The sequence below is a fragment of the Vibrio sp. SALL6 genome (assembly GCF_002002385.1).
Lineage (GTDB): Bacteria > Pseudomonadota > Gammaproteobacteria > Enterobacterales > Vibrionaceae > Vibrio > Vibrio parahaemolyticus.
The window spans coordinates 117,009-138,662 of sequence record NZ_MQVK01000020.1 but is presented as its reverse complement, the minus strand read 5'-3'; the positions used below and the strand labels follow the sequence as shown (position 1 = coordinate 138,662).

17 protein-coding genes are annotated in these 21,654 nt (G+C 46.0%); 5 read left to right on the top strand and 12 right to left on the bottom strand.

Annotation, left to right across the window (positions count from 1 at the left end; genetic code table 11):
* Positions 1–393: 393 nt before the first annotated feature.
* The 3 genes from rpsI to zapE all read right to left on the bottom strand — a co-directional run bounded on the left by rpsI (position 394) and on the right by zapE (position 2,586).
* On the bottom strand, positions 394–786 hold the full coding sequence (gene rpsI, locus BIW15_RS12645; protein WP_005458217.1) for a 30S ribosomal protein S9: 393 nt from the start codon (positions 784–786) through the stop codon (positions 394–396).
* Positions 787–801: 15 nt separating this feature from the next.
* A complete protein-coding gene (gene rplM / locus BIW15_RS12640; RefSeq protein WP_005396465.1) occupies positions 802–1,230 on the bottom strand; it encodes a 50S ribosomal protein L13 in 429 nt (142 codons plus the stop codon).
* A 252-nt stretch (positions 1,231–1,482) separates the two neighbouring features.
* On the bottom strand, positions 1,483–2,586 hold the full coding sequence (gene zapE / locus BIW15_RS12630; RefSeq protein WP_025516324.1) for a cell division protein ZapE: 1,104 nt from the start codon (positions 2,584–2,586) through the stop codon (positions 1,483–1,485).
* Between the two features lie 196 nt (positions 2,587–2,782).
* Between zapE and zapG the strand changes: the two genes are divergently transcribed.
* From zapG to degS, 3 genes are all read left to right on the top strand, one after another.
* Positions 2,783–3,226 carry a Z-ring associated protein ZapG gene (gene zapG / locus BIW15_RS12625; protein ID WP_005457173.1) on the top strand — a complete coding sequence of 148 codons (444 nt, stop codon included), beginning with the start codon at positions 2,783–2,785 and terminating at the stop codon, positions 3,224–3,226.
* Between the two features lie 336 nt (positions 3,227–3,562).
* A complete protein-coding gene (locus tag BIW15_RS12620) occupies positions 3,563–4,930 on the top strand; it encodes a Do family serine endopeptidase (RefSeq protein ID WP_005457169.1) in 1,368 nt (455 codons plus the stop codon).
* 196 nt (positions 4,931–5,126) lie between these two features.
* A complete protein-coding gene (gene degS, locus BIW15_RS12615) occupies positions 5,127–6,191 on the top strand; it encodes an outer membrane-stress sensor serine endopeptidase DegS (protein ID WP_005490480.1) in 1,065 nt (354 codons plus the stop codon).
* Positions 6,192–6,233: 42 nt separating this feature from the next.
* Here the strand turns inward: degS and parC are convergent, their stop codons facing one another.
* From parC to nudF, 6 genes are all read right to left on the bottom strand, one after another.
* Positions 6,234–8,519 (bottom strand): DNA topoisomerase IV subunit A, encoded by a 2,286-nt coding sequence (parC, locus tag BIW15_RS12610; RefSeq protein ID WP_024700365.1) that lies wholly within the window; start codon positions 8,517–8,519, stop codon positions 6,234–6,236.
* A gap of 3 nt (positions 8,520–8,522) precedes the next feature.
* Positions 8,523–10,403 (bottom strand): DNA topoisomerase IV subunit B, encoded by a 1,881-nt coding sequence (parE, locus tag BIW15_RS12605; RefSeq protein ID WP_005457157.1) that lies wholly within the window; start codon positions 10,401–10,403, stop codon positions 8,523–8,525.
* Positions 10,404–10,655: 252 nt separating this feature from the next.
* A complete protein-coding gene (gene yqiA, locus BIW15_RS12600) occupies positions 10,656–11,240 on the bottom strand; it encodes an esterase YqiA (RefSeq protein ID WP_015296221.1) in 585 nt (194 codons plus the stop codon).
* Between the two features lie 48 nt (positions 11,241–11,288).
* Positions 11,289–12,095, bottom strand: a complete 807-nt coding sequence (gene cpdA, locus BIW15_RS12595) for a 3',5'-cyclic-AMP phosphodiesterase (RefSeq protein ID WP_017449192.1) — start codon at positions 12,093–12,095, stop codon at positions 11,289–11,291.
* Between the two features lie 61 nt (positions 12,096–12,156).
* Positions 12,157–12,600 (bottom strand): DUF1249 family protein, encoded by a 444-nt coding sequence (locus BIW15_RS12590; protein ID WP_005482022.1) that lies wholly within the window; start codon positions 12,598–12,600, stop codon positions 12,157–12,159.
* Positions 12,600–13,250: an ADP-ribose diphosphatase gene (gene nudF, locus BIW15_RS12585; protein WP_077281126.1), complete on the bottom strand. Its 651-nt coding sequence runs from the start codon at positions 13,248–13,250 to the stop codon at positions 12,600–12,602. The genes BIW15_RS12590 and nudF overlap by 1 nt, the downstream gene beginning before the upstream one ends.
* Positions 13,251–13,479: 229 nt before the next feature.
* Between nudF and vpoC the strand changes: the two genes are divergently transcribed.
* Complete coding sequence (vpoC, locus tag BIW15_RS12580; protein WP_023584966.1) at positions 13,480–14,808, top strand: efflux RND transporter outer membrane protein VpoC; 1,329 nt, start codon at positions 13,480–13,482, stop codon at positions 14,806–14,808.
* A 212-nt stretch (positions 14,809–15,020) separates the two neighbouring features.
* On the opposite strand, the gene hldE is transcribed toward vpoC, so the two are convergent.
* From hldE to BIW15_RS12565, 3 genes are all read right to left on the bottom strand, one after another.
* Complete coding sequence (gene hldE / locus BIW15_RS12575) at positions 15,021–16,451, bottom strand: bifunctional D-glycero-beta-D-manno-heptose-7-phosphate kinase/D-glycero-beta-D-manno-heptose 1-phosphate adenylyltransferase HldE (protein WP_005497052.1); 1,431 nt, start codon at positions 16,449–16,451, stop codon at positions 15,021–15,023.
* 77 nt (positions 16,452–16,528) lie between these two features.
* Entirely contained in the window at positions 16,529–19,372 is a 2,844-nt protein-coding gene (gene glnE / locus BIW15_RS12570; RefSeq protein ID WP_077281125.1) for a bifunctional [glutamate--ammonia ligase]-adenylyl-L-tyrosine phosphorylase/[glutamate--ammonia-ligase] adenylyltransferase, read from the bottom strand.
* Positions 19,373–19,480: 108 nt separating this feature from the next.
* A complete protein-coding gene (locus BIW15_RS12565) occupies positions 19,481–20,737 on the bottom strand; it encodes a methyl-accepting chemotaxis protein (RefSeq protein ID WP_005455439.1) in 1,257 nt (418 codons plus the stop codon).
* A 48-nt stretch (positions 20,738–20,785) separates the two neighbouring features.
* Here BIW15_RS12565 and BIW15_RS12560 point away from each other — a divergent pair, with 48 nt between their 5' ends.
* Entirely contained in the window at positions 20,786–21,604 is an 819-nt protein-coding gene (locus tag BIW15_RS12560) for a potassium channel family protein (protein ID WP_005455438.1), read from the top strand.
* Positions 21,605–21,654 lie beyond the last annotated feature (50 nt).

Sequence of the window (21,654 nt, the reverse complement as noted above, 5' to 3'; positions counted from 1 at the left end):
GTGAGGCAAATCGCTCGCGTCGTCACAAAAGCGGCAGAATTATAAAAAATTGATGTGATTTGTAACAAGAAAGCGAAATGAAGAACAACAAAATTAAGCCTCACATGCCTTTTATTTTGGTTGTTTTCAGAGAATTACACCGAATAAGTTTTCAATAAGTGACAAAAATCACTAACACGTAAATTTAAACTTTTGTAGCACAGGTAAAGCGTAAATATTGCGATAAAACCTTCGTAAAATGTTGCGTGGATATTAAGGGGAAGTGTTCTGAGATAACCAGAGAGAACGGATGTTTTATCTGACAATAAAAAACAAAAAGCTCGGCATATAGCCGAGCTTTTGGTGCACAGTCCCAGAATAATTCTGGAAAGCATAATTTCCGGTAAAAGGAAATTAACGCTTAGAGAACTGTGGACGACGACGTGCTTTACGTAGACCAACTTTCTTACGTTCAACGCAACGAGCGTCACGAGTAACGTAACCAGCTGCACGTAGAGCAGGACGTAGAGACTCATCGTATTCCATAAGCGCGCGAGTGATACCGTGACGGATAGCACCAGCTTGACCAGAAATACCGCCGCCTTTAACTGTAACGTAAAGGTCTAGCTTCTCAGTTAGTTCAACTAGCTCTAGAGGTTGTTTAACAACCATGCGAGAAGTTGGACGACCGAAGTATTCATCAAGGCTACGCTTGTTTACTACAATGTTGCCGCTGCCTGGTTTAATAAAAACACGTGCAGCTGAGCTTTTGCGACGGCCAGTGCCGTAGTATTGATTCTCTGCCATTTTCGAAATCCCCAATTAGATGTCTAGTACTTGTGGTTGTTGAGCAACATGGTTGTGCTCAGCGCCTGCGTAAACTTTAAGCTTACGGTACATAGCACGGCCTAGAGGACCACGTGGAAGCATGCCTTTAACTGCTAGCTCAAGAACCATCTCAGGTTTACGATCGATCAGCTTTTCAAAAGTGATAGATTTTAGACCACCTGGGAACTCAGAGTGACGGTAGTACACTTTGTCTTTAGCTTTGTTACCAGTTACAGCAACTTTCTCAGCGTTGATAACGATGATGTAGTCACCAGCGTCAACGTGAGGAGTGTATTCAGCTTTATGTTTGCCACGTAGGCGAGATGCAATTTCACTTGCTAGACGGCCAAGAGTTTTACCTTCAGCGTCTACAACGTACCAGTCGCGTTTTACAGTTTCTGGTTTAGCAACGAAAGTTTTCATGCTAATAATAACCCGTTAATTAAAATTTAAACTTTAAAGGAACACCCGTTTGGTGCTCCCACACTGTCTAAGAGCCCAGTCATCACCCCTTCGAGTCGTTGGTACTCTCGACCATCTATTTCGAAATAACTTCGATAATCCGGTCTGCAGTAACGGTGGGTCGCAGGATTATAGAGAAGAGCGAAGAAAAAATCACCTTTTTTTGCGCCAAATCACTAATTTTTTCTTCACTTTTTTAAGAGACAATCAAATTTACGCCAAATGCTCGCGAGCAAGATACTCATGACTCTGCATCTCGGTTAAACGCGATACACAACGCTTGAACTCAAATTCCAGTTGTCCTTCGGTATATAAGGCATCCATCTCGACTTCCGCTGAAATAATCAGTTTTACGTTACGCTCATAAAACTCGTCGACTAAAGCAATAAAACGCCTCGCAGCATCATCAATTTTACGATTCATCTGACGAACATCGGCCAGTAAAACCGTGTGATAAATACGTGAGAGTTCAATGTAATCGTTTTGACTTCGAGCGGTTTGGCACAACTGCTCAAAAGAAGCATGTAACACCCCATCACTGGCTTCAATCACGTTAATCTGTCGATGATTAATGTCGATTTTGTGGGCAACGCTTTTACGCTCAGCCGTAAGCTGCTGATAATAGGTATTTAAATTAATAGAAGCCTGCTCATCCAATGGATAATGGTAGATTTCGGCTTGTTCCAACGTCCTCAGACGATAATCGACACCACTATCCACATTTAGTACATGGCAACGCGCCAAAATCATATCAATAGCAGGAAGGAAACGAGCTCGCTGTAAGCCATTACGATATAAATTTTGTGGTTCGATGTTTGACGTCGCCACCAGCACCATCTGACGCTTAAACATTTCTTGCAACAATGTGGCAAGAATCATGGCATCAGTTATGTCAGACACAAAGAACTCGTCAAAACAAACAATATCTGCTTCTTGTTTAAATAAGTCGGCAACTTTGGAGAGAGGATTTTCTACCTCCCCCAAACGCTTTAACTCGTCATGTACCCGATACATAAAGCGGTGAAAGTGCACGCGCATTTTTCTGTCAGTAGGTAAAGCATCAAAAAAGGCGTCCATTAAATAGGTTTTACCTCGACCTACCCCACCCCAAAAGTACAAACCTTTTGGGGGTTGAGGCATCTCGACCTTCTTACCCATGAGCTTTTGCCATTTAGAAAGTTGAGGGATCGGCGCAGACTGAAACTCAACAATATCATGGTAGAGTTTGTCTAAAGCGACAACGGCTTGCTGCTGGGCTTCATCGCGCTGGAATCCATGTTCTGCTATATCTTTTTGATATCGTTTTAGTGGTGTCATCAGATTAAGTCGTGTTAGAGGTACAGAGAAAATGGTCACCTCGGGGTCAACTTTGAGAATAGAGAGAAGTAGTTATCAGTCCCCGAAGACATACTGCTATTTTTCTTTATCGGCTGTGAAAGCCATAGTAACATGGACAAGCACCGCGTGTAACTAAGTAGTAAAAGACTTGTTAAAACAACTATAAGGAGCAGTTATGCCTTGGATTTATGCCATTGTGGGTTTGCTGGTCGGTACAATCGTAGGCGTAGTCATTAGTAGACTAACCACCCCTGAATACAAGAAACAAAAGTCTGTGCAAAAAGAACTTGAAGCGGCTAAGTTTGAACTAGAGCAACAACGTCAAGAGCTCGTAGATCATTTTGCACAAACCGCAGAAATGTTGGATACCCTGGGTAAGGATTACACTAAACTCTACCAACATATGGCGAAGACCTCTTCAGAACTTCTGCCTAACTTACCAGAACAAGATAACCCGTTTGATAAGAAAACGGCGATGTCTTCAGAGCAAATCAAAGAAGACCAACCAGAGGTCAACGAACAACCAAAAGACTACGCCAACGGCGCGACCGGTCTTTTGAAAGATCAAGAAAAAGAGATCATCAACGCTCCCGACGTGGTGACGGCTAAAGCCTCTTAACCAGCTCTTTTCCTTTCTTTTGGGTCGATATAAATCGTAATTTGTATCGACCCTTTTTGAACTTTTCTGCAGCAATCCCTCTCTAACTTGCATGTGAACTGCCGTCACCCTTTGAATATCCAAACTAGACCTTATATTAAAAATATCAATCAAGATAAGTTGATGTTCATAAACCTATGCAGGCAATTCGTTTCAGTCTGTTGCGGCCTTTGACTAATGGCATGCGCTATCGGTTGGGCTAAACGTACCCTGTCATGGATGACCAAACGCTTATTCTTATTGGTGTAAAGTGCGGATATTTCTTTTTGGCAGACATGTTTCAAGAGGAGTTACTGGATGAAAAAGCCATTGCTTGCGCTAACCGTTCTATCTTTAAGTTTGAGTTCTATTATCACGCCGATAACGGCCACGGCAGCACTGCCTCTAAGTGTTGATGGCCAGCAATTACCAAGCCTAGCCCCGATGCTAGAAAAAGTGACCCCAGCAGTCGTGAGCATTGCGGTTGAGGGTAAACAAGTTCAAACCAGTCGTATTCCGGAACAATTTCAGTTCTTCTTCGGCCCTGACTTCCCGATGGAGCAAACTCGAGAGCGTCCATTCCGCGGATTGGGCTCTGGCGTCATTATTGATGCCCAAAAAGGGCACATCGTCACTAACTATCATGTGATAAAAGGCGCGGATGAAATTCGAGTGCGCCTCTATGACGGCCGCGAGTACGATGCAGAACTCGTTGGCGGTGATGAGATGGCAGACGTCGCATTGCTGAAATTAGAAAAAGCGAAAAATCTAACTCAGATTAAGATTGCCGACTCTGACAAGTTACGCGTCGGCGACTTTACTGTTGCTATCGGCAACCCATTTGGCCTCGGCCAAACCGTCACCTCGGGTATCGTTTCTGCACTGGGTCGTAGTGGTTTAAACGTGGAGAACTTCGAAAACTTCATCCAAACCGATGCCGCAATCAATAGTGGTAACTCTGGCGGTGCACTGGTAAACCTTAACGGTGAGCTGATCGGTATTAACACCGCCATTTTGGGACCAAATGGCGGCAACGTCGGGATTGGTTTTGCGATCCCATCGAACATGATGAGAAACCTCACTGAGCAGATTTTAGAATTTGGTGAAGTAAAACGTGGCATGTTGGGCGTTCAAGGTGGTGAAGTGACCTCTGAGCTGGCAGAAGCACTGGGTTACGAGTCAAGTAAAGGGGCATTCATCAGCCAAGTCGTGCCCGATAGCGCAGCGGACAAAGCGGGTCTAAAAGCCGGTGATGTGGTTGTATCAGTTAACGGTAAGTCAATCGACACTTTCTCTGAGTTGCGCGCCAAAGTCGCCACATTAGGAGCGGGTAAGAAGATCACGCTAGGCGTTATTCGTGATGGTAAGAGCAAGTCGTTTGACGTGACTCTTGGCGAGTCCACCAACATGAAAGCCAAAGCAGAAACGTTGCATGAAGGCCTAAAAGGAGCAGAGTTAAGTAACACTACACCGAGTGATGCCATCCAAGGGGTAAAAGTCTCCAGTGTTGCAGAGAATTCACCTGCCGCGCAATACCAGCTAAAGCAGGGTGACATCATTATTGGCGTCAATCGTCAACGAGTGAAAAACCTTGCGGAGCTTCGCTCTATTGTTGATAAACACAAAGGTGTGCTTGCACTAAATATTCAACGAGGGGAACGCACTATCTACTTGGTGATTCGATAGTCTCTAGCCTCTAAAATCAGGGCAAACCCAGACGATTGAACCATCACTCTTGGTGATGAAGCTCGAAGAGTTAATCTTACTATCAATCTGATTATTAAAAGGGCAGTGCGATCACGCACTGCCCTTTTGTTATTTTTAAATGTAATGCTATTCTTCACCTTTCTATGCCATTTTGGCGCTCATGCATGGAGAGGATATGCTTAGCTTTTTATTACGTTCTGTCTTTTTAGGCTTAGCAACCGCTGCCGTTGTACTGCTCGCAGTTCCATCATTGCGCAATAACGTTATTCCTGTCGCGCTCGACCAACAACCGAAAAATATCGCATCTCTTGAGTTGTCGTTTAACCAAGCCGTAAGAAGAGCGGCGCCAGCGGTTGTGAATATCTACAGCCGAAAATACGTTGAAAACGATCGCAGTAAACTCTCGACACAAGGGCTGGGTTCTGGGGTTATCGTCAGCGAAAAAGGTTATATCATTACCAACTATCACGTGGTAGCTCAAGCAGACCAAGTCGTTGTTGCATTGCAAGATGGTCGAGCTGCTGCCGCTCAACTTGTTGGCACCGACAAACGCACGGACATTGCCGTTTTACGAGTTGAAGGTTCTAACCTACCTGTCATCCCATTGAATTCCGAATACAAACCTCAGGTTGGTGATGTCGTTTTAGCGATTGGTAACCCATACAACTTAGGGCAAACCACGACCTTCGGCATTATTTCCGCGACAGGTCGCTCTTCTATTAGCGATGGTCGTCAAGCCTTCATCCAAACTGATGCGGCAATCAATGAAGGTAACTCGGGCGGCGCATTGGTGAATACTCAAGGTGAATTGGTAGGCATCAACACCGCATCTTTCCAGCAGGCAACCGATCTTGAAACCTACGGTATCTCATTCGCAATCCCTGCCCCACTCGCCAGCAAAATTATGCAGAAAATCATCGCTGATGGTCGTGTGATTCGCGGCTACATCGGTATTGATGGGCAAGACATCAATGCAGTGACGGCCCGTTTACTAGGAAACGAGCACATTGGCGGTATCGTTGTTTTAGGTATCGACCCAAATGGTCCAGCAAGTGCCGCAGGCTTTGAAAAACAAGACATCATTATCAGTATCGATGGCAATAAAGTTCAGGGCCGTCAAAGCGTGATGGATATCGTCACGGATTTACGCCCAGGCACTTCTGTCGACGTTGGTATCATTCGTAAAGGCAAGGAAATGACTCTAAAAGTCACCATCGCCGAAGACAAACAAGAAGCATAAAAAAATCCCAGCCAATGGCTGGGATTTTTGTTTCTATTCGTTTTATTCGCTTTCGATCGATTCTTCAGTGCTGCTCGACTCACCAAGCTCAACGTCAATTCGCGTCACTCTCTGTAAGCCTCTTGGCAGCAGACTACCTCGGCGACCACGCTCACCACGGAAGTTCTCAAGATCAGCAGGTTTCAAACCTAGCTTGCGCTTACCAGCGTACAAGGTTAAAGAAGCACCTTGCGGCAACGCGATTAAGTGGGACAACACTTCTTCACGCTCTTTCGCTTTAGCTGCTGGGATGTTGATAATCTTGTTACCTTTACCTTTCGCTAATTGCGGCAAGTCTTTAATTGGGAACAACAACATACGCCCTTGGTTGGTAATCGCGAGAATCTCATCTGAATCCAGATCGCCGACTTCTTTTGGCGTCATCACTTCAGAATTTGCAGGCAACGTAACCAACGCTTTACCGCTACGGTTCTTCGATAGCAAATCAGCGCCTTTACACACAAAGCCGTAACCAGCATCGGAGCCCACCAGCCATAGCTGATCTTCTTCGCTCATGATCACCTGACGAATACTGCTACCCGCCGTGATGTTCAAGCGACCAGTAATCGGCTCTCCTTGACTACGTGCTGATGGCAACGAGTGCGACTCAAGCGAGTAACTTCGACCATCGCTGCCAAGGAAGACCGCCGGCTGACTGCTCTTACCGCGCGCATGCGCCAAGTATTTATCGCCTGATTTGTAGTTCAAGCTTTCCGCATCGACATCGTGTCCTTTCGCATGACGAACCCAACCTTTTTCAGACAGTACAACGGTAATTGGTTCACTTGGTACTAGGTCACGCTCAGTCAGTGCTTTTGCTTCAGCACGTTCAACTAAAGGAGAACGACGGTCATCGCCGTATTTCTCTGCGTCGGCTTTAATTTCTTTCTTAAGCAGTGTGTTCAGACGACGCTCAGAACCAAGCAGCTGCTCTAGCTTCTCACGCTCTTTCTCGAGTTCGTCTTGTTCACCACGGATCTTCATCTCTTCTAGCTTCGCTAGATGACGAAGTTTGGTATCCAGAATCGCATCGGCTTGAATATCGGTAATACCAAAGCGTTCCATCAACACCGCTTTTGGATCGTCTTCGGTACGAATGATCTCAATCACTTCATCTAGGTTGAGGTAAGCAACTAACAAACCTTCTAAGATGTGTAGACGAGCCATCACCTTATCTAAACGGTATTGTAAACGACGACGCACGGTACTGCGGCGGAACTCAATCCACTCAGATAGGATCTGTACGAGACCTTTCACTTGAGGACGGTTATCCAAGCCAATCATGTTCAAGTTAACACGGTAGCTACGCTCTAGATCAGTAGATGCAAACAAGTGGTTCATCAGCAAATCGCAATCAACGCGATTCGAACGTGGCACGATTACGATGCGAGTTGGGTTCTCATGATCCGATTCGTCACGAAGATCTTCTACCATTGGTAGCTTCTTCGCACGCATTTGGTTTGCGATCTGCTCAAGCAGCTTCGAGCCAGACACTTGATGTGGAATCGACGTGATGACGATGTCTGACCCTTCTTTATGCCATACTGCACGCATCTTGATGCTGCCACGGCCGTTGCGATAGATCTTTTCAATTTCCGCTTGAGGCGAAATAATCTCCGCTTCTGTCGGATAATCTGGACCTTTCACAAACTGCATAACTTCAGGCAATTCTGCTTTCGGATTGTCGATCAGATGGATAGTTGCGTCAGCCACTTCACGAACGTTGTGAGGTGGGATATCTGTCGCCATACCAACCGCGATACCCGTTACGCCATTCAACAAGATATGAGGTAGACGTGCTGGCAACATTTGAGGCTCTTTCATCGTGCCATCAAAGTTTGGTTGCCATTCCACAGTGCCCTGACCTAACTCACCAAGCAATACTTCTGCAAACTTCGACAGTTTCGCTTCGGTATAACGCATTGCCGCGAAAGATTTCGGGTCATCCGGAGCACCCCAGTTTCCCTGACCATCAACCAGTGGGTAACGGTAAGAGAATGGTTGCGCCATTAATACCATCGCTTCGTAACATGCAGAGTCACCATGCGGGTGGTATTTACCTAACACGTCACCAACGGTACGTGCAGACTTTTTGTATTTTGCTGATGCCGAAAGACCAAGCTCCGACATCGCGTAAATGATGCGTCGTTGAACCGGTTTTAAACCATCGCCAATGTATGGCAATGCACGGTCCATGATTACGTACATCGAGTAGTTCAGATAAGCGTCTTCAGTGAACTTGCGCATTGGCAACTGTTCAACGCCATCGTAGGTAATTTCTGTAGACATCCGTTAAACCTCTGCCAAATCGCCGTTGTTTTGTAGCCAAGAACGACGGTCATCTGCGCGTTTTTTACCTAGCAGCATGTCCATCATTTCCATAGTGGCTTCAGAGTCGTCGATCGTAAGTTGAACCAAACGACGCGTGTTCGGATCCATTGTGGTCTCGCGTAGCTGAATTGGGTTCATCTCACCCAGACCTTTGAATCGTTGTACGTTGATTTTGGCTTTCTTCTTCGACAAACGTTCTAGAATGCCATCTTTTTCATCGTCATCGAGGGCGTAGAAGACTTCTTTACCACAGTCGATTCGATACAGAGGCGGCATTGCTACATAGATATGACCCGCTTCAACGAGCGCGCGGAAGTGACGAGTAAACAAAGCACACAATAGCGTTGCGATGTGAAGACCGTCCGAGTCCGCATCGGCAAGGATACAAATTTTACCGTAGCGTAGGCTGTCAAGGTTGTCGCTGTCTGGGTCGATACCCAACGCAACCGAGATGTCATGCACTTCTTGAGACGCCAGAACTTGATCGGCAGAGACTTCCCATGTGTTTAGGATCTTACCACGCAGTGGCATTACCGCTTGGAATTCACGATCTCGGGCTTGCTTCGCGCTGCCACCCGCCGAGTCACCCTCCACGAAGAAGATTTCGGTGCGATTTAAGTCTTGTACGGAACAGTCTGTTAGCTTACCTGGCAAGGCAGGACCCGATGCGACTTTTTTACGTACGACTTTCTTGCTTGCGCGCATACGACGGTGCGCGTTAGCAATACACACTTCCGCTAGTTGCTCTGCAAGTTGAGGCTTTTCGTTTAGCCACAGACTGAATGCATCTTTTACCACACCAGAGACAAACGCAGCGGTTTGACGAGAAGAGAGACGCTCTTTAGTCTGACCAGCAAACTGTGGATCTTGGATCTTAACCGACAACACGTACGAACAACGGTCGAAAACATCATCGCCCGTTAGCTTCACACCACGTGGTAGCAAGTTGCGGAATTCACAGAACTCACGCATCGCATCCAACAAACCTTGGCGAAGACCATTTACGTGTGTACCACCCTGAGCTGTTGGGATAAGGTTCACGTAACTTTCGGTGATCATCTCGCCGCCTTCTGGCTGCCAGATTACTGCCCAGTTTGCTGCTTCTGTATCTGCAGAAAACTCCCCTGTAAACGGTTCTTCTGGTAGTACTGGGTAACCTTTTACGCCTTCGGCTAGATAGTCTTTCAAACCATCTTCGTAGTACCACTGGTAGTCTTTGTTGTTTACTTTATCGGTAAACGTAATTTCTAGACCTGGGCAAAGTACCGCTTTCGCTCGTAGGTTGTTCACCAAACGAGTTACAGAGAAGTTAGCTGAATCGAAATACTTCGCATCCGGCCAAAAGTGTACGCTAGTACCGCGATTGCGGCGACCACATGTGCCCGTTACAGTAAGGTCTGATACTTTGTCACCGTGCTCAAAAGCAATTTCGTACACTTGACCATCACGACGTACCGTCACTTCAACTCGCTTAGACAGCGCGTTTACTACTGAGATACCTACACCGTGCAAACCACCTGAAAACTGGTAGTTTTTGTTGGAGAATTTACCACCCGCATGGAGCTTACATAAGATCAGCTCAACACCAGATACTTTCTCTTCAGGGTGGATATCAACTGGCATGCCTCGACCATCATCGATCACTTCTAGTGATTGGTCAGCATGTAGGATGACTTGTACTTTTGAGGCATGTCCGGCTAGCGCTTCATCGACACTGTTATCGATAACTTCTTGGCCCAAGTGGTTTGGGCGCGCTGTATCCGTATACATCCCTGGTCGGCGACGTACTGGCTCAAGGCCATTCAGTACTTCAATGGCACCAGCATTATATTGTTCAGTCATAATACGGAATTGTTCTCAAAGTTTACTTGTTACCCAAGTCTTACCTATCGGTAAGCACATACTCAGGAAACGAAAAAGCTACCCTGTCAGCATCGTTAAGTGTTTATAAATCTGATGCATAACAACGTAGCCAGGGTCGATGACCCTTAAGATCTTTAGGCAAAACATAGTCGGAAAGCATACCGCCTATGTCAAGAAACAGTTGGATATATCAATAAAAACTATGAGCCTATTCCAATCGTCTCATTAGTATTACAGTTCAAGGAATTCGATAATCTTAGCAGGATAACGCTCAAAGCCTACAAAACTGTGATCACCGCCTTGTTCTACCGTTTGCTTAGCTTTTGCAAACTTATCTACCGCTTGGCGATAGTCTAAAACCTCGTCTTCGGTTTGCTGTAACAACCAGAAAGAGTTAGGCGACGCGATGCTTTGTACATCAAGAGCTTTTAACTCGTCAATATGACAAGCTTCAAGTGTATAGGTTTCATGCGTGTATGGGTTGGTTTGCTCCCCCAAATAATCAACAAGCAACTCATAAGGTTTAACTGCAGGGTTCACGACAACCGCTTTAAAACCGTACTTCGCGTTTAACCACGTCGACATGTAACCACCAAGCGAGCTACCCACTAAGCCAATGTTGTAGTCGTCTTTGTATTGCTCAACAATATCCAACAACAATTGAGCGGCTTGTTCAGGAAAGCAAGGCAATTGTGGAACGATGACTTTGATGTCCGGACGATGCTGCGCGCAATATTCTCTCATTAAATTGGCTTTCATTGAGAGCGGTGAGCTGTTGAAACCGTGGATGTACAATAGAAGTGAAGGTTTACTCATAGAAGTCTCGCATGAAAAAGCGAGCCCGAACTTAGAGCTCGGGCATCATTAATATCCGTTGGAAGAGAAATCTGGCTGGAATTGGCCTTCTGGTAAACGGTCGACATGGGTTGTGATGTCGCCGTTGGTGTGCAGTTCTAGCTCACGCCAACCTGGGGATGTGGTATCAAGCGCGAAATCATCGGAATTCGGCTTAAACTGGACACACGTTGATGGTGTTGCCATCACTCGAATACCTTTGTGTATTACGTTCATGTCTTGATGAACATGCCCACACAAAATGCCTTTTACATTGTCGAATCGATCCACAACTTGCCAAAACGCTTCTGCGTCTTTCAACGTATGCTGATCAAGCCAAGCGCTCCCCACCAGCAAAGGATGGTGATGCAATAAAACCAGTGTATGACGCTCAGGAAATTCCGTTAATTTCTCTTCCAAAAGAGTCAACTGCTGATCGCTTAAACGCCCATGAGGCACGCCTACTACTTGAGAATCAAGCAAAATCAATTGCCACTTTTCACCCAGCAACACATGTTCTGCCGCTTGAATTTGTGGTGAAGGTAACACACTGCCCATATTGGGTTTGTAATCGTGATTTCCCGGCAGCCAATAACAATCCTTTTGCAGCGGCGCAATGCCATCAGCAAATCGTTGATAAGACTCGGCGCTATGATCCTGTGAAATATCGCCAGTCGCTAAAATGTAATCAAACCCCACTTTGCGGCGCAAAACTTCGTTAACCACAGCAGAAAAGCTGTCGGCTGTTTTTACGCTCAGCAAACTTCCCTCGTCTGCAGCGAACAGATGAGTATCCGTGATTTGTAAAAGTTTGATGCTGTCATTCGATGATTGCAAAATGAAAACCTGATTCGTTCACTCTATAGTTTCTTGTTATTTTCCTTGAATGACGTGACGATCAATTGAAGGCAAGCGGCGTTCTACTAATGCCACTTCGTAAACAAAACGTCAGCCATTCACCAAGGAACGTATTAAGTTGATGCTTTTCATCTCTCTGCATCAACTGGTCATTGGGATAATCATATTTAGCTTTAATGCGTGAGAACTCTCCGCTTGAGCATACTTCAGCCACTCTCGCATCGTGATAAAGCCTGACAGACATCGTCGGCAAAGGAAACACTGGCGTTTCATCACTCTGACATATCTCAACAACTGTGGTGTATTTTGTGATTTCATTCACGGTCAGTTGGTAAACCATGTTCGCCGCTTGATAGCAACGTACATCCCCAACCTCAGCAGAGACAGGTAGTAAGGCATTTAACTTAGCGTAATTGGTCTCATAGGTTCTCATCAGACCCGCTAAATCAACATGATATCGCTGTTTTTCAGCCACCTGCGCCATTACTTACTCTCCACTATTTGGGGGTATCCCCATTGTGACCTCAACTCTTGATGGTTTAATTGCAACCATTGCAACGCAATAATAGAAGCACCATTCTCAAATATTCCGTCTTTCACCCTTTGGTACGCTTGTTCACGACTTAGCACATGAACTCGAATGTCTTCATCTTCATAGTCTAAACCATGAATGCCGTGCGCTTTAGAAGCATCAACTTCACCAACAAACACATCCAGTTTTTCAGAGCATCCACCGGAAGAAGGATAATAAGACGTGACTGATGCCACTCGCCCTACGGTAATGCCTGCTTCTTCTTCGGCTTCACGGCGAATCACCTCTTCTGCGGATTCATCGCGATCGATCATACCGGCGACAATTTCTAGCTGCCAAGGGTGTTCATGTTCCAATGCACCAATGCGGATCTGCTCAATGATAACCACTTGATCCGTTTTAGGATCGTAGGGCAGCATTGCTGCGGCATGGCCACGCTCGAACATTTCTCGTTCGACCACGTCGCTCCAACCACCAGCGAATAGCTTATGCTTAAAACGGTACTTCACCATTTTAAAGAAGCCTTCAAACACAGATTCTTTCGAGATGATTTCTACGTCTTGTGAAGTAAACTCATCTTGTCGTTTGTCACACTGTTGCATTCAACACCTCTCTGAGTGAATCTTGTAGTTTACTCATTGTTAATCACTTGCTCAAAGGACTTGGCTCAACTTTTTGTACAATAGTTATAATTTATTTTAAGTCTGAGTCAAAAATTTATTGCACAGATGGATAATTACGTGTAAAAAAGTGCAAACTTTAGAGTAAATATCGTTCAAATTGAGTTAAACTACTGAGAATTAACCAATCTATTGACCGCGGGAATAGAAAATGAAAAAATTGCTTCCACTATTTATCAGTGCAGCGCTAGGTGGCATAAGTTCTTCTGCATGGGCAGATTCTTTAGCTGAAATCTACGACTTAGCAAAGCAAAATGATCCACAATTGCTCAGTGTAGCAGCACAGCGTGACCGAGCTTTTGAAGCAATCACCTCTAGCCGTAGTGCTCTATTACCACAAATCAACCTAACTGCGGGTTACAACCTAACTCGTGGCGACACCGACTACGACGATAGCGCTTTAGGCAAATCATCAAACGATCAAGACGCCTTAACCGCTGGTGTTAGCTTTTCTCAAACACTTTATAACCGTGCATCTTGGATTTCTCTAGACACAGCAGAGAAAAGCGCTCGTCAAGCAGACGCAACTTACGCAGCAACCCAACAAGGTTTGATCCTTCGTGTCTCTCAAGCGTACTTCGAAGTATTGCGCGCTCAAGACAACCTAGTCTTCGTTCGTGCAGAAAAAGCAGCCGTTGGTCGCCAACTAGAACAAACAAAACAACGCTTTGAAGTTGGTTTGTCGGCAATTACTGACGTTCACGACGCACAAGCTCAGTACGATGCAGTACTAGCGGATGAAGTGTTGGCAGAAAATGACCTGATCAACAGCTACGAATCGCTACGTGAAATCACAGGTCAAGAACACAAAAACTTAAACGTTCTTGATACTAACCGTTTCTCTGCGACTCGCACTAGCAGCCCAGCTGAAACATTGATCGAAGAAGCGAAAACGAAGAACCTTAGCCTATTGTCAGCTCGTATTTCTCAAGACATCGCGCGCGACAACATCTCACTAGCTAGCTCTGGTCACCTACCAACACTGTCTCTAGACGGTGGTTACAACTACGGTGATACTTCAAACAGTGCTCGTGATAACACGACGGATAACTTCAATATTGGCGTTAACCTAGCAGTGCCACTTTACACTGGCGGCAACGTGACATCACAAACCAAACAAGCTGAGTTTGCGTACGTTGCAGCAAGCGAAGATCTTGAAGCTCAGTACCGTAGCGTAGTGAAAGATGTTCGTGCGCAAAACAACAACATCAACGCTTCTATTGGTGCGTTAAAAGCGTATGAGCAATCGGTAGTTTCAGCGAGATCTGCGCTAGAAGCGACAGAAGCTGGTTTTGATGTAGGTACTCGTACTATCGTTGATGTTCTAGACGCAACTCGTCGTCTATACGATGCGAACAAAAACCTTTCAGACGCTCGTTACAACTACATCCTGAGTGTTCTTCAGCTTCGCCAAGCGGTTGGTACACTAAGCGAACAAGACATCTTGGATGTGGATGCAGGTTTGAAACCAGCGAAATAACGTTCAGTTATACAACGAAATTAAAACGCCAGTTGATTCTTCAACTGGCGTTTTTTGTTGTCTATCATTCGATGCAAAGTACCTAACATTGTACGCATAGCGATTATCTCGCAAATGCATTGCTATACCAGAACGTAGGACAGCAAGCATAGAAAAACAAAAAGGCCGCTTTGCAGCGACCTTCCAGATAGTGTTGTTCAAAGCAGTAAGGCTTAGCCTTTGCCGCCTTTAATTGCATTGATGATTTCGCTGGTTGAGCAACCATCTTCAAAGTTCAAAACACGAACTTCACCACCTGCTGCAATCACTTCTTTACCACCGGCAATCTCTTCTGGTTTGTAGTCACCGCCTTTAACTAACATGCTTGGCAGCACTTCAGAGATCAGACGCTGTGGCGTATCTTCACTAAACGGTACAACCCAGTCAACTGCACCTAAACCTGCCAATACTGCCATACGGCGATCGGTTGGGTTTACTGGACGACCAGGGCCTTTTAAACGCTTTACAGACTCATCAGTATTTACTGCGACAATTAAGCGATCACCTAGCTCAGCAGCATGGTTAAGGTAAGACACATGACCAGCGTGAAGAATATCAAAACAGCCATTAGTCATAACGACTTTCTCGCCACGAGCACGTGCTTTTTTCACCGCTTCAATCAGTGCTTTTTCTGAGATGACACCAAAGTCGGTATCTTGACTGCCATGAACCGCTTCTGCCAATTCAATTTCAGACAGCGTCGACGTACCCAGTTTACCCACGACAACGCCAGCAGCTGCATTAGCAAGTGCACACGCTTCTTCAAAGGATTTACCTGCCGCAACCGATGCTGCAAGTACAGAAATCACCGTGTCACCAGCACCTGTTACGTCGTAGACTTCTTTCGCTTGCGTTGGTAGATGGAATGGCTCTTGGCCACGACGAATCAACGTCATACCGTGCTCACTACGTGTTACCAATAGCGCTTCAAAATCAAACTCTTCAACAAGTGCCAGAGCTTTCTCTACCAGCTCTTGATCCGATTTTACTTTACCGACCACATCTTCAAACTCTTTCATGTTTGGTGTCAGTAGAGTTGCACCGCGGTAACGTTCAAAGTCCGCACCTTTAGGATCAATGAAAACAGGAATATTCGCTGCTCGCGCTTTCTGAATGTACGCTTGAACGTGCTCTAGAGAGCCTTTTGCGTAGTCAGACATGATCACCGCTTTCACGTTTGGTAGCGCTGCATCCATTCGAGACAGAACCGGGGTCGCATCGGTATTCTCAAACTTATCTTCGAAGTCAAGACGGATAAGTTGCTGGCCACGGCTCATAACGCGTAATTTAGTGATGGTTGGATAATCAGGCAGCGCAACAAAATCACACTTCACGTTCAATGCGCTGAGTGTTTCCGTTAGCACTTTTGCTGGCTCATCTTCACCAGTCAGACCAACAATGTGAGCATGACCACCTAGTGACGCGATGTTCATCGCAACGTTCGCAGCACCACCCGGACGCTCTTCATTGTTTTCTACTTTTACAACAGGTACTGGTGCTTCTGGCGAGATACGTCCAGTTGGGCCATACCAGTAACGGTCTAGCATGACATCACCGATGATGAGCACACCAGCGCTGTTGTAATCAGGTAGAATTGGTTTCATTATTGGTCTCCAAAAATTAAATCGTGGTGAGTTTAGCACAGCCTTTTTCTAGGCTGAACCTTGAGCACTACTTCTACTTAGGCGAACCACTGGTTCCATGCTTGCTTCACCCATTCTCTTTCTGCAACAAACTTATCTTCAACCACATCTGCATCCAAATTAAGCAGGTTTCTGTGGTGTATTTCGTTACGCATCGTCGTGTACGCGCGTATCAGTTGCATCGCTTGGTCTTCCTCCATGACACCTTGAGCAATTAGCGTTTCATATATTCGGACATTGTCACACCAACGCGTAAGCTTAGGTTTCTCGTGACTATAGTTAAGCACCAAATATTGAGCCAGAAATTCGATATCGGTAATACCACCGACGTCTTGCTTGATCATGAAGCGACCAGATTTCTTACCGCCTAAATGATCGCGCATTTTTTCGCGCATCTCGACGACTTCTTTTTTCAACGTTTGCTCATCACGCGGTTTACACAACACATCATGACGAGTGTTATGGAAAGCAATCGCCAATGGTTCATCACCATAAATCATGCGAGCGCGCACTAAAGCTTGATGCTCCCAAGTCCACGCATCTTGATGTTGATAATCATCAAACGCATCGGTTGGACTCACCAACAGGCCGGACGCACCAGAAGGACGTAAGCGAGTGTCCACTTCGTATAGAATGCCTGATGCGGTGCGGGTTGAGAAAATATGGATGATGCGCTGTGCTAAACGAAGGTAGAACTGGCGGCCGTCAATTTCCTTCTTCCCATCGGTGTATACATTAACTGGGCAGTCGTGCATAAAGACGATATCTAAGTCTGAGTTGTAACCCAACTCCCATCCACCGACCTTACCATAACCGATCACGGCAAAGCCTTTGCCTTCACGGTCTTTCACGTGTGTTGGCTCGCCGTATTTTTCAGACACTTGAAGCCACGCTTGGCTGACCACCGCTTCAACAATGGCTTCTGCTAGATAAGTTAAGTGGTCACTTACTTTCATGACTGGCAGCACGCCAGCGATATCCGCCGCCGCGATACGCAAAATACAAATTTGCTTAAACTGACGCAGCGCTTCCATTTGCTGCTCCATATCATCTTCGGGAATACGGGCAAGGAAATCGCGCAATTCAGTGCGATAGCTATCGAGTGGAATTGGGTTGTACAGCTGTTGAGGATCTATCAACTCATCCAGAAGGATTGGATAACGAGACAACTGTTCGGAAATCATCGGACTTGCGGTACACAAGCGCACTAACTGCACCAATGCGGCAGGGTGTTCATCCAACAATTCTAAGTACGTCGTGCGCGTGCAAATATTGTGCAGTAAGTGCAGCACTCGCGGTAAACCAAACTGTGCATCAGGGTGGGCAAACACCGCGTCAAACACTTTTGGCATCAAGCGGTTTAAGACTTCTCGCCCACGGGGGCCGAGCGTTTTCTTGGCCAAGTCGGCTTTAAAGTTGATGATAGCTTTAGAGAATATGGCGGGCTCTTCAACTTGAATGTCCTGCTCTAAAATCAGCTCTAGCACATCTTGTTTATTGGCCATATCCCATAATTCATGGAAATGACGAGCAATCGTGCTGCCCTCATCTTCTTCGTCGTCACCAATCAAGGTTTCAAATACTTGATGCACTTTGTTCATGTGCTGCTGAGTTTGTTCGATGAGCAGCTCCCACGACTCTAGCTGCATCGCAGTTGCCAGTTTTAAACGCTCAATGTCGCAATCGGGCAGCGTTTGAGTCTGCTTGTCTGCCATTGCTTGCAGTAGATTTTCTAGCTGGCGTAAATATTTATATGCCGCTTCCAGATTGCTGACTTCTTGCGGGGTTAACAATGCAAGCTCTTCAATACCATTTAAGGTTTCGAGCAAGCCACGATTGCGCAAAGATGGCTCTCGTCCGCCACGAATCAGTTGGAAAACTTGCGCGATAAACTCAATTTCTCGAATACCACCAGCGCCCAGCTTGATGTTGTTGGTTAAACCGCGACGTCGCACTTCACTGCTGATCATTGATTTCATGCGGCGCAATGACTGAATCGCACTAAAGTCGATGTAACGACGGAACACAAACGGACGCAACATTTTGCGTAGCTCTTGATATTGCGGATACATTTCGCATCCCATCACGCGCGCTTTGATCATCGCGTAACGTTCCCAGTCCCGTCCTTGCTCTTGGTAGTAATCTTCCAACGCGGCATAGCTCATTACCAACGGGCCGCTTTCTCCAAACGGACGTAACCGCATGTCGACGCGATAACAAAAACCATCAAACGTCTGTTGATCGAGAGCTTTGATGATCCGTTGACCAAGACGAGTAAAGAACTGCGCATTGGCGATACTGCGGCGGGCACCTTGGGTTTCGCCGTTTTCAGGGTAAGTAAAAATTAGGTCGATATCGGAAGAGAAATTCAGTTCGCCGCCGCCTAGCTTACCCATCCCAATGATCAACATCGGTTGAGCTTCACCCTCTGCATTTGTTGGCGTTCCCCATTCTGCGCAGCAAATTTTGTATTGCCATTGGTATGTCTCAAAGATCATCGCCTCTGCCAATTGGGACAAATGACGTAATGACTCTTCAAGTGTCCAAGCATGTAAGAAGTCTTTCCACGCGATGTAGACCATTTCTCGATTTCGGAACTGACGCAGAACGCGATGACCAGACATTTCATCTGGGCATTCTGCCAATAAGGCGGCCAGACGGGTGCGATAAGCTTGGTGTCGGCTAAGCTCACTTAACATCGTTGGTAACTGCTGCGCGAGAGCCTCGTCACGGTGAATGGTTTCCGTAATAAATTGGCTCAACGCCGAGACGTAATGAAACTGCTCTAGGACCTCATTTGGCCATGATTGAAGGAAACCCGCTTCTTGGGCATTTTGAACGGCAGATTCGGCGACAGAGACCAGTGACGAAGGCAGCTGCATGTTTCTTCCTTGTGTGAAAAGCACGGTGATTCATTCTTTATACCAGACTTAAAGCAAATAAAAACGCCCACAAAAGGTTTGTGGGCGTTTTATCAAATCCAATTCGCTTTATACGCTAAATGACTTAATCTTCTTATCTAGCTCTTCGGCGTTACTTTGCATCATTTCAGAGGTTTCCAGTAACTCTGTGACCACCACGACCGATGCTTCAACCAGCTCACGAACGTTCGTCAAGTTCTGGCTCATTTCTTCCGCTACACTGCTTTGTTGTCCTGAAGCGGTGGCTATTTGGAAGTTCATGTCGTTGATTTGTGTTACTTGAGCAACGATGCCATCAAGCTCACTACCCGCGTTAGAAACCAGTTCCACGCCTTCAGCAGCTTCGACAACACTTTTCTCCATCAAATCAACCGCAGAAGTCGCGCTGGCCTGTAGCTGAGTGATCATTTCTTGAATTTCCACCGTCGCTTGTTGCGTGCGCTGCGCAAGGTTACGAACTTCGTCCGCCACCACAGCAAAACCACGCCCTGCTTCACCAGCACGCGCCGCTTCAATCGCCGCATTCAAAGCAAGCAAGTTGGTTTGCTCAGAAATGCCTTGAATCGTACCCACTACGCTACCAATCGACTCAACACGCTCTTCAACTTGGTTTACGGCTTGTGCAGAAGAAGCAATATCTGAAGATAGCTCGCTCATCTTCGCCACTGTACTTTGCAAGAACTGTTGACCCGTTACGGCTTGCGTAGAAGCTTGTTCCGTCAAAGAAGAAGCCGTTTGAGCATGATCAGCCACCGTTTGTACGGTCGATGACATCTCACTCATGGCCGTCGCCAGTTGGTCAATCTCGTTGAACTCTTCCTGCGCCGACTCTTTAGTTTCTGACATACTCAATGTCATCACTTCCGTCAGTGTCGCTAGCTCGTCTGAGGCGTTGATTTGCATTTGAATCACGTCATGCAGTTGGCGACGCGTTTTCTCTAGCTCTCGTGCCACATCTCCGTATTCATCTTTACAGTCCATACCAAACGGTACCGACAAGTTTTTGCTCGCCATTAATTTGATGGCTTCATTGAGATACTGAGTTTGGCGCAGCATTACGCGTGCGGCGGCCAATAGTAAAGCCACAAAAACGACGATAAGTAGCGCGGTCTGCCACACTACTTGAGTCAAATACGCTTCATAATGTTGTTGAGCAACTTGCGCATTTTGAGTGGCTGCTAAAAGTGAATCGTAAAATGTGTTTGCGTCCCAAAGTTGTTTTGCCACGATCAGAACGGTACTGAATACCATCAACATGACCATTTTTGGTACAAGTCGAATATCGGATATGACCCTTTCCCATGGCTTGAATGCCAGCTTTTCCATTGTCAGTTCTCCACTGAGTCTTATATAGTTTTTACATCTCTTATAGTTATGTTTGCGCTTGGGTTCTATCACGCGATTTATTTCGAGCTTCGTATGAAAAATAATGATATCAAAGACAGCACTCGACCGATGGGCCTGTTGTCACTAATCTTGTCCTTTATGGCGTTATTTGTGATCTCTGGCCTGTTGTTTTTTCCAATCGATAACGAAACCCGTCAAGTTCTTATCGGTCTGGATTTTATAATCTGTAGTATTTTTCTATTGCAGCTCACCATTGATTTGATCCGCTCCACAGATCGACGTTCATTTATTAAGCTTCATTGGATAGATTTTGTGGCCAGCATCCCAATGATCGAGCCATTACGCTTTGCTCGCATCTTTCATATTTTGCGCGTGGTGTTGGTGCTGCGCTCTTCAAAGTTCATTCTGCATCAGCTCAAAGAAAACCGCCGAGAAACGACCGTCGCTTCTATATTGCTGTTGATGGTGATCCTCATAACGCTCGGTTCCACCGCCATGCTGTTTATCGAAGCCAAAAACCCAGCTGCGAACATCCGTACTGGAGCTGATGCTTTGTGGTGGGTCTTCGTGACCATATCCACTGTGGGTTATGGCGATCATTATCCAGTGACCTCTGGAGGAAAGTTTTTAGCCGTCATCATCATCGTTTGTGGAGTGGGGATCTTCGGTATGATCTCTGGTGTGATTACGTCGATTTTAACCGCTCCGACTAAACAGCAAGATCACCGTTCTAAGAACAAAGAGCGGATGTTAGAACAGCTATTAGAACAGCAAGAACAAATCCTTGAGCGACTAACTCTTATCGAAGAGGAAATGCAGCAACGCAAAATTCAGACAAAAAAATAGGACCTATCGGTCCTATTTCTCTTTAAATTAATGAAGATAACGCTGCTTTA